This is a genomic window from Streptomyces aureus (assembly GCF_001418135.1).
Classification (GTDB): domain Bacteria; phylum Actinomycetota; class Actinomycetes; order Streptomycetales; family Streptomycetaceae; genus Streptomyces; species Streptomyces aureus_A.
In genome coordinates this window covers 21507-30264 of sequence record NZ_LIPQ01000338.1, presented here as the reverse complement: position 1 = coordinate 30264, position 8758 = coordinate 21507, and the positions used below count along the sequence as shown (strand labels likewise).

6 protein-coding genes are annotated in these 8758 nt (G+C 70.9%); 3 read left to right on the top strand and 3 right to left on the bottom strand.

The genetic code is table 11. From position 1 onward, the window contains the following. Positions 1 to 60 precede the first annotated feature (60 nt). Together pflB and AOK00_RS26045 are read right to left on the bottom strand one after the other, a co-directional pair. Entirely contained in the window at positions 61 to 2340 is a 2280-nt protein-coding gene (gene pflB, locus AOK00_RS26050) for a formate C-acetyltransferase (protein ID WP_055602690.1), read from the bottom strand. A gap of 159 nt (positions 2341 to 2499) precedes the next feature. Further along, positions 2500 to 3921, bottom strand: a complete 1422-nt coding sequence (locus AOK00_RS26045; RefSeq protein WP_079042195.1) for an MFS transporter — start codon at positions 3919 to 3921, stop codon at positions 2500 to 2502. Between the two features lie 325 nt (positions 3922 to 4246). On the opposite strand from AOK00_RS26045, the gene AOK00_RS26040 reads away from it, so the two are divergent. The 3 genes from AOK00_RS26040 (at position 4247) to AOK00_RS26030 (ending at position 7543) form a co-directional block, all read left to right on the top strand. Beyond that, a complete protein-coding gene (locus tag AOK00_RS26040; RefSeq protein WP_055602689.1) occupies positions 4247 to 5488 on the top strand; it encodes a low temperature requirement protein A in 1242 nt (413 codons plus the stop codon). Further along, entirely contained in the window at positions 5485 to 6591 is a 1107-nt protein-coding gene (locus tag AOK00_RS26035; RefSeq protein WP_055602688.1) for a P1 family peptidase, read from the top strand. The genes AOK00_RS26040 and AOK00_RS26035 overlap by 4 nt, the downstream gene beginning before the upstream one ends. A gap of 109 nt (positions 6592 to 6700) precedes the next feature. Further along, positions 6701 to 7543, top strand: coding sequence for a DUF6227 family protein (locus tag AOK00_RS26030; protein ID WP_254047505.1), 843 nt, complete (start codon positions 6701 to 6703; stop codon positions 7541 to 7543). A gap of 64 nt (positions 7544 to 7607) precedes the next feature. On the opposite strand, the gene AOK00_RS26025 is transcribed toward AOK00_RS26030, so the two are convergent. After that, positions 7608 to 8699 (bottom strand): glycosyltransferase, encoded by a 1092-nt coding sequence (locus AOK00_RS26025; RefSeq protein WP_254047504.1) that lies wholly within the window; start codon positions 8697 to 8699, stop codon positions 7608 to 7610. Between the last annotated feature and the right edge of the window lie 59 nt (positions 8700 to 8758).

Below are 8758 nucleotides of genomic sequence, written 5' to 3'. Positions count from 1 at the left end.
CCTCCTCGCACCCGGGGCCGGGGGCCAGGGCCGCCGGCCCCGGGTGCGAGGAGGGGCTGCCTACAGCGAGCCGTGGAAGGTGCGGTTCAGGACGTCGAGCTGCTGCTCGCGGGTGAGCCTCACGAAGTTGACCGCGTATCCGGAGACCCGGATGGTCAGCTGCGGGTAGTTCTCCGGGTGCTCCATGGCGTCCGTGAGGGTGTCGCGGTTGAGGACGTTCACGTTCATGTGGAAGCCGTCGCCGGCCATGTAGCCGTCGAGGACGCCCGCGAGGTTCTTGATCCGCTCCTCGGGGGTGCGGCCCAGGCCGTCGGGGGTGACCGTGTTGGTCAGCGAGATGCCGTCCTCGGCGTCCTCGTACGGGAGCTTGGCGACCGACAGGGCCGAGGCGACGTAGCCGTGGGTGTCGCGGCCGTTCATCGGGTTGGCTCCCGGGGCGAAGGGTTCACCGGCGCGGCGCCCGTCGGGGGTGTTGCCGGTCTTCTTCCCGTAGACGACGTTGGAGGTGATGGTCAGGACGGACTGGGTGTGTTCGGCGTTCCGGTAGGTGGGGTGCTTGCGCACCTTCCTCATGAACTCCTCGACCAGCCAGACCGCGATCTCGTCGGCCCGGTCGTCGTTGTTGCCGTAGGCCGGGTAGTCGCCCTCGACCGTGTAGTCGGTGGCCAGGCCGGACTCGTCGCGGTGCACGGTGACCTTCGCGTACTTGACGGCGGCCAGCGAGTCGACGGCCACCGACAGGCCGGCGATGCCGAAAGCCATGGTGCGGCGCACGTCGAGGTCGTGGAGCGCCATCTCGACGCGCTCGTAGGCGTACTTGTCGTGCATGAAGTGGATGACGTTCAGCGAGTGGACGTAGACGTCCGCGAGCCACTCCATCTGCTCGTCGAACCTGGCCATGACCTCGTCGTGGTCGAGGACGTCGGAGGTGATCGCCCCGGTGTCGGGGCCGACCTGGACGCCGGACTTCTCGTCGCGGCCGCCGTTGATCGCGTACAGGAGGGTCTTGGCCAGGTTCACGCGGGCGCCGAAGAACTGCATCTGCTTGCCGACCGGCATCGCGGAGACGCAGCAGGCGATCGCGGTGTCGTCGCCGAAGCGGGGGCGCATCAGCTCGTCCGACTCGTACTGGACGGAGGAGGTGTCGATGGAGACCTTCGCGCAGAACTCCTTGAAGCCCTGCGGGAGTCGCGGCGACCAGAAGACGGTCATGTTCGGCTCGGGCGCCGGGCCGAGGTTGTAGAGAGTCTGGAGGTAGCGGAAGGAGGTCCGGGTGACCAGCGGACGCCCGTCCTCGCCCATGCCGGCGATCGACTCGGTGACCCAGGTCGGGTCGCCGGAGAAGCCCTGGTCGTACTCCGGGGTGCGCAGGAAGCGGACGATGCGGAGCTTGATGATGAAGTCGTCGACGAGCTCCTGGGCCTGCTCCTCGGTGAGGACACCGGCCTCGATGTCCCGCTGGAGGTAGACGTCGAGGAAGGTGGAGGTGCGGCCGAGGGACATCGCGGCGCCGTTCTGCTCCTTCACGGCGGCGAGGTAGGCGAAGTAGAGCCACTGGACGGCGTCGCGGCCGGTGACGGCGGGGCCGGAGATGTCGTGGCCGTAGGAGGCGGCCATCGCCTTGAGCTCGCCCAGGGCACGGATCTGCTCGGCGAGTTCCTCGCGGAGCCGGATGGTCTCCTCCAGCGAACGGTCCCCGGCGGGGAGCGGGTTGAGCTCCTCCTTCTCCTCCTTCTTCACCTCGACGAGGCGGTCGACGCCGTAGAGGGCGACACGGCGGTAGTCGCCGATGATGCGGCCGCGGCCGTAGGCGTCGGGGAGTCCGGTGACGACGCCGGCCTTGCGGGCGGCGCGGATCTCGGGGGTGTACGCGTCGAAGACACCGGCGTTGTGGGTCTTGCGGTACTCCGTGAAGACCTTCGCGAGGTCCGGGGAGACGGGATAGCCGTAGGTCTCCAGGGCGCCGGCGACCATGCGCCAGCCGCCGTACGGCATGATCGCGCGCTTGAGCGGGGCGTCGGTCTGGAGGCCGACGATCAGGTCCTTGTCGCGGTCGATGTAGCCGGGGGCGTGGGCGGTGATGGTGGACGGCACGTCGTACGAGACGTCGTGGACGCCCTTGGCGCGCTCTTCGGGGAACCTGTCCGTGATGGCCTTCCACACGGCGGTGGTCCGCTCGGTGGGTCCGGCCAGGAAGGAGTCGTCGCCCTCGTACGGCGTGTAGTTCTGCTGGATGAAGTCGCGGACGTCGACGGCGTCGCGCCAGAGTCCGCCCTTGAAGCCCTTCCAGGCCCGCTCGTTCACCGTTGCTTCAGCAGGGGTCGCAGTCACTGCCCGCACCGCCTTCTTCGATTCGTTCGATCGCGTCGTTGCCTCCCTCCATTGCACTCCTTCCGATCGATCATTCAGGTCGCCGATGGTCACCTCCGGACGGCCTTAGGACCCGTCCCGGGAACGCGGAAAGACCCCGCCGTGCGGGGTCTTTCTCGCGGGAGTCCCTCAGCTGGGGGCCTCGGCGCTCTTGCGGGCGTAGAACCACCAGGTCACGACCATGCAGCTCATGTAGAAGGCGACGAATCCCCACATCGCGCTGGTCACGGCCACCGAGCCGAACAGGGCCGGGATGAAGAAGAAGCCGTAGGCCGCGACGGCCGAGGTGAATCCGGTGACGGCGCCGGACTCCATCTCCGCCTGCTTCAGCGCCCTGGCGTATTCCGGGGTGCCTTCCGCGAGGCCCTTGAGGTGGGTGCCGCGGAAGATGACGGGGATCTGGCGGAAGGTGGAGCCGTTGCCGATTCCGGAGAAGAGGAAGGCGGCGAGGAAGCAGAAGAAGAAGCCGTGGAACGAACCGCCGTCACCGCCCGAGGGCAGGAAGTCGATCACGCCGATGATCGAGACGGCCATGCCCACGAAGGACAGGATGGTGACCCGGGCGCCGCCCCACTTGTCGGCGATCCAGCCGCCGCCCCAGCGGGCGAGCGCGCCCACGGCGGGGCCCATCCAGGCGTAGGTGGCGATCGAGTAGTCCGGGAACGTGGTCTTGATCAGCATCGGCAGGGCGGCGGCGAAGCCGATGAAGGAGCCGAAGGTGCCGACGTACAGCCAGGTCATCAGCCAGTTGTGCTTGCGCCTGAAGATGATCTTCTGCTGCTCGAACGGGGTCGAGGCGACCTTCAGGTCGTTCTGTCCGAACCAGGCGACGGCCGCCAGGACCAGCAGGACCGGAACCCAGAGGAACGCGGCGTTCTGCAGATGGACCGGGGTGCCGTCGGCCTTGTGCTGGGCCGAGCCGACGGCGATGGTCGACCAGGTGATGACGATCGGGGTCAGCAGCTGCACGACGGAGACGCCGAGGTTGCCGAGACCGCCGTTGATGCCGGTCGCGCTGCCCTTCTTCGCCTTGGGGAAGAAGAAGCCGATGTTGGCGAGGGAGGAGGCGAAGTTCGCGCCGCCGACGCCGCAGAGGGCGGCGATGGCGACCATCACCGCGTACGGGGTCGTCGGGTCCTGGATGGCGATGCCGAGCCAGATCAGCGGCACGATCAGGACGACCGTCGACAGCGCGGTGAAGCGGCGCTGGCCGACCATCGGGCCGAGGAAGGTGTAGAAGATCCGGGCGGTGCCGCCGGTCAGACCGGGGACGGCCGTCAGCCAGAACAGCTGGGAGGTCGAGAAGCCGAAGCCGACGTCCTTCAGGTTGGTCGCGGTGACCGACCAGACCTGCCAGACGACGAACGCCACGAGCAGCGCCGGCACGGCGATCCACAGGTTGCGGGCGGCGACCTTCCTGCCGATCGACTTCCAGAAGAGCTCGTTCTCCGGCTCCCAGTCGGTGATCGGCCTGCCGGGGCGGTACTGCTCCGTGTCGTACGCGGCGGAGGGCCCGCCCGTCCTTCTGCTGTCCTGGACTACGGAACTCATGGCGCTTCCCTGACTTCCCTGTTCGGGGCTGACCTTCGAGGCTTTCCTGCCTTCCAGGCTGCGCCGCGGGGTGGGTGGCGGGTGAGTGCCGATGGTCGTCCGGTCGGCGGGCGAAGGTCGCGCCGCGGGCGGGCCAAGGTCCCCTCAGGGGCGGGCCGCAGGCGCCGGGAGGACCAGGAGGCGGCCTCCTGGCCGTCGCCCGTCGCTTCGACTGCGCGGTCACGCGCGGGCTGAGCGGTGAGCCCCTGGCCCCTCCGGCTCCGGGCCCGTCCCGATTCGCGTGGCATGGCAGCAGGAGAGCCTTCCGTTCTGATGTGCTGGGGCCATGACACAACCGTTCCTCCCCCTCACCGCGCGCTCCCGCGAGGAGTCACACCGGGCGGCCACGCCCCTGGAGCTGTTCTTCGACCTGTGTTTCGTCGTCGCCGTCGCACAGGCGGGCGCGGAGCTCGTGCACGCGGTCGCCGAGGGCCACGGGGGTGAGGGGATCATCAACTACGCGATGATCTTCTTCGCGATCTGGTGGGCGTGGATGAACTTCACGTGGTTCGCCTCGGCCTACGACAACGACGACGTGGCGTACCGCGTCGTCACCCTCGTCCAGATCGCGGGCGTGCTGATCCTCGCGGCAGGCGTCTCGCGGGCCTTCGAGGACCACGACTTCCTCGTGGTCTACATCGGATACGCCGTCATGCGGCTCGCGCTCGCCTCGCAATGGCTGCGGGCCGCGCACCACGCCACCGATCCCGCCGAGCGGACGATGTGCCGGCGGTACGCGGGCGGGGTCGTCGCCGTACAGATCGGCTGGATCGCGCTTCTCCTGGTGCCGGAGTCGGCCCGCCCGTGGGTCTTCCTCGTCATGGCACTGGCCGAGATGGCCGTACCTCTGGTCGCGGAGAGGGACGCGCCCAGCACGTGGCACCCGCACCACATCGCCGAACGGTACGGCCTGTTCACCATCATCGTGCTCGGCGAGACCGTCGCCGCGGCGACGGTGGCCGTGAAGACCGGCATCGCCGAGAACGACGCCCTGGGCGAGGTGCTGCCGATCGCCGCGGGCGGGCTGCTGCTCGTCTTCGCCGCCTGGTGGATCTACTTCGTCGTGCCCGCGCACAACCGGCTGACCTCCAGCCGTGAGGCCTTCCGATGGGGATACGGCCACTACGTGATCTTCGCGGCGGCGGCGGCCGTCGGCGCGGGCCTGGAGATCGCCGTGGAAGAGGCCGTGGGCAAGGCCCACGTCTCCACGCTCGCGGCCTCGTCGGCGGTGACGATCCCGTCCGCCGTGTTCCTGCTGTCCGTGTGGCTCCTCCACGCCCGCTACTTCAAGGTCGGCATCGCGCAGCAACTCGTCCTGCCCGTCTCGGCGCTCGCGATCCTGATGTGCTCGTTCGCGGGCCGCTGGGCGGTCCTGGCCGCGGGCGTCGTCGCGGCGGTGACGGTCGCGGTCGGCGTGACCCTGACGGCGAGGAACCCGGCGACACGGCCGGGTCCCGGCACGGGTACGGGTACGGGTACGGGTACAGCCGCCGACGGAACCGGTCCACGTGGTAGGCAGGGGACATGACACAGCCCGAACAGCACGGGACGACGGACTCGATCACCGATGTGCGCGGTCTGCGCGTGGGGCACGCGCGCGTGGCGGGCGACGGGGCGCTGAGCGGTACGACCGTGGTGCTCGCGCCGGTCGGCGGGGCCGTCGCCGCCGTGGACGTGCGGGGCGGCGGGCCGGGCACGCGGGAGACCGACGCGCTCGACCCGCGCAACGTCGTCCAGCGGATCGACGCCGTCGTCCTGACCGGCGGCAGCGCGTACGGCCTGGAGTCCGCCGCCGGGGTGATGGCCTGGCTGGAGGAGCGGCACCGGGGCGTGCGGGTGGGTCCCGATCCCTCCCACGTCGTGCCGGTCGTGCCCGCCGCGTGCGTCTTCGACCTCGGCCGGGGCGGTGACTTCACGGCCAGGCCCGGTCCGGCGACGGGGCGGGCGGCGGTGGAGGCGGCCGACGCGAGCGGGGACCACGCGCGCGTGGAGACGGGCGCGGTCGGCGCGGGCACGGGCGCCGTGGTCGGCGGCCTCCGGGGCGGGGTGGGCACGGCGAGCACCGTCCTGGAGTCCGGGATCACGGTCGGCGCGCTCGTGGTGGTGAACGCGGTGGGTTCGGCCGTCGACCCGGCCACGGGTGCCCTGTACGGGAGTTACGGAAGTCACGGGAGTCACGGGGGCCACGGGAGCCCCTTCGACGGCGGCCTGCCCTCCTTCCCCGATCCGGCGGTGCACCAGGCCGCGCTGCGGCGTCTCGCCGAGGCGCGGGAGGCGGCGGCCCCGCCCCCGCTGAACACCACGCTCGCCGTCGTCGCGACCGACGCCGTGCTGACCCGCGCGCAGGCGCAGAAGGTCGCGGGCACGGCGCACGACGGCATCGCGCGCGCCCTGCGCCCGGTGCACCTCATGAACGACGGCGACACCGTCTTCACCCTCGCCACCGGGACGCGTGAACTACCGGAAGGTCCCGGTCCACTGGCCCTGAACGAGATCCTGGCGGCCGGCGCGGACCTGGTGACGCGGGCGATCGTCCGGGCGGTGCTCGCGGCCCCCGGAGGCCTGCGCGGACCGGGCGGGGACTTCCCCTCGTACAGTGAGCTCTACGGCGGCCCGCACGACGAGAACTGACCGCGACCGGAGCCGTACTACCGGTAACGGCAAGGGAGTTGAGCGGGACCGGCCCCGCGGGGCCGGAACTTCCCTCCGGCGCCCTTCGTTTTCCGGAACCCCGGACGCGATGTCGGACCCAGGGGCTACGTTAAGCAAGCACCAAGTGACATGCGGCGACGGCCTGGAGACCCTCTTGAACGATCCGCAGGATCCTCACGATCCGTACGAGACCGCCGAGACGCACCTTGAGCGGCTCCTCGGCCGGGCGCTCAACTCCTTCGACCTGCCCGACGCGACCGTCGAGCGCCTCGGCACGGCGCTCGCGCACTCCAGCGCGCTCCACTCCTCGCACCACAGCGCGTCGCTGCACCGTGCCACCTACCGCCACACCTATCTGCTGAGCGACGGCTCCGCCCTCAGCCTCTGGGAGCTCACGCACAACGCCGGCCGGGACGGCGCCGAGCAGCACGAGCTGTACACCGAGGAGTCGGAGGCCCGGCTGGCCGCCTCCCGCCTCCCCACCGGCTCCCTGCCGGGCTGGACCGCCGAGCGCTCCGACGGCCGCCCCCTCGACGAGGACGACGACCTGGAGCTGCTGAGCGCGCTGCTCGCCCGCCCGATACCCACCCAGCCCCGGATGTACGTGCCGGACAACTCCGCCGACCACGCGCGCCGCGTCCTGCGGCGCGCGGAGAACGCGGACCGGCCGGGCCGGGCGACGGCCCGCCGGCTCCGGCTGGCCTTCGCCCACCACATCACCCAGGCCTTCGGCCGCCACTGCCCGGTGGAGGGGGGCCGGGACGCCGGCTTCACCCTCTACGAGCACCAGTTCCTGCTGCTCGACGGCAGCGAGGCCAGTCTCTGGGAGGTCGAGCACACGGCGACTCCGGACGGACGCCACATGTGCGAGGTGTACGAGGACGAGCGTGCGGCCCGCGAGGCGATGGAGTCCCGCTCCCGGGTCCGCTGACGTCCCCACGACGTTCCCGCGGCCGTCCCCGCGCCCGTCCTCGCCCCCGTACGACTCCGGGTGCTCAGACCAGCGCGGGGGCGTCCGCCGTCTCCGTCAGGCGCTCGACGGCGAACGCCCGGTTGGCACGGGTCTGTTCGCGGTACGTCTCCGGCAGGTCCGGCAGGCCGAGCAGCCGGTCGCAGGCGGCGAGGGAGGCCGCGTACTCGCCGACCCAGTACGCGGTGATCGAGTACTCGAAGAGCAGCCCCCACCGGTACACCCAGGGCTGCATGAACAGCAGGTCGTCGGGCTGCTTCCGGTCCAGGACGGCGGAGACCACGGCGTGGGCCGCCCGGTAGCGGCGCATCTTCCGCAGCCGCGCCACCAGCTCGTAACAGGCCTCGAGACGGTCCGGCCGGGACTCCCAGGCGCGCGAGAGCGCGTCCATCGCGGTCGGCCAGTCGCCGGACTCGGCGCGCAGGACCCCGGACTGGAGCAGGGAGTAGTAGACCTCCTCGCCCCAGCCGCCCATGGCCGCGCGCCGCTCGTAGAGCTCGGCGGCCTGCTCGGCGCGGCCGAGGTCGCGGAAGGTCTGCGCGAGATAGAACACGGTGCGCGGATTCGCCGGGTCGCGCTCCAGCTCGGCACTCAGGAGGCGGGCGTCGCGCTCGAACTTGTCGTGGCGTGAGCCGCCGTCGGCGTAGTCCTCGATGACGAGGGCGTCGAGGTTCTCCTGGACTCGGTCCCCCTCGGCGGTCAGGTACTCGTGGGTGACGCCCTCGTACCGCCACGGCAGACCGCCCCTGACCAGGCGTTTGATGCGGTACTCCAGTGCTCCCTCGTGCCGGAGCATGTACCCGTCGGCGGTGAGCGCGGGCAGCGGGCCCTCCTGGCGGAGGACGTGGTCGGCGTCGAGGAGCAGGAGGTAGTCGGCGCGGCCGCGGGCGTGCGCGATGTTCAGGCTGCGGTTGTGGCCGAAGTTCACCCACGGCTCCTCGCGCAGCTCGCCGGGGATGCCGGCGAGGGCGGTCCTGATCAGCTCCTGGGTCCCGTCGGTGGACCCCGTGTCCGAGATGACCCAGGTGTCCACGAGGCCACGGACGGAGGCGAGGCAGCGCCCGATGACAGCGGCCTCGTTCTTGACGATCATGCACAGGCAGATGGACGGCTTCACGGCAACACCACCTCCGGCGGTTCGGTCGGGGGGCGACGGTACGCAGGGCCCGCTGCGGG

Excerpts from the sequence above, each read along its gene's own strand:
- AOK00_RS26040 (WP_055602689.1), top strand. The coding sequence starts at position 4,247 with ATGACACAACCGTTCCTCCCCCTCACCGCGCGCTCCCGCGAGGAGTCA.
- AOK00_RS26045 (WP_079042195.1), bottom strand. The coding sequence starts at position 3,921 with ATGAGTTCCGTAGTCCAGGACAGCAGAAGGACGGGCGGGCCCTCCGCC.
- AOK00_RS26030 (WP_254047505.1), top strand. The coding sequence starts at position 6,701 with ATGTCGGACCCAGGGGCTACGTTAAGCAAGCACCAAGTGACATGCGGC.
- AOK00_RS26035 (WP_055602688.1), top strand. The coding sequence starts at position 5,485 with ATGACACAGCCCGAACAGCACGGGACGACGGACTCGATCACCGATGTG.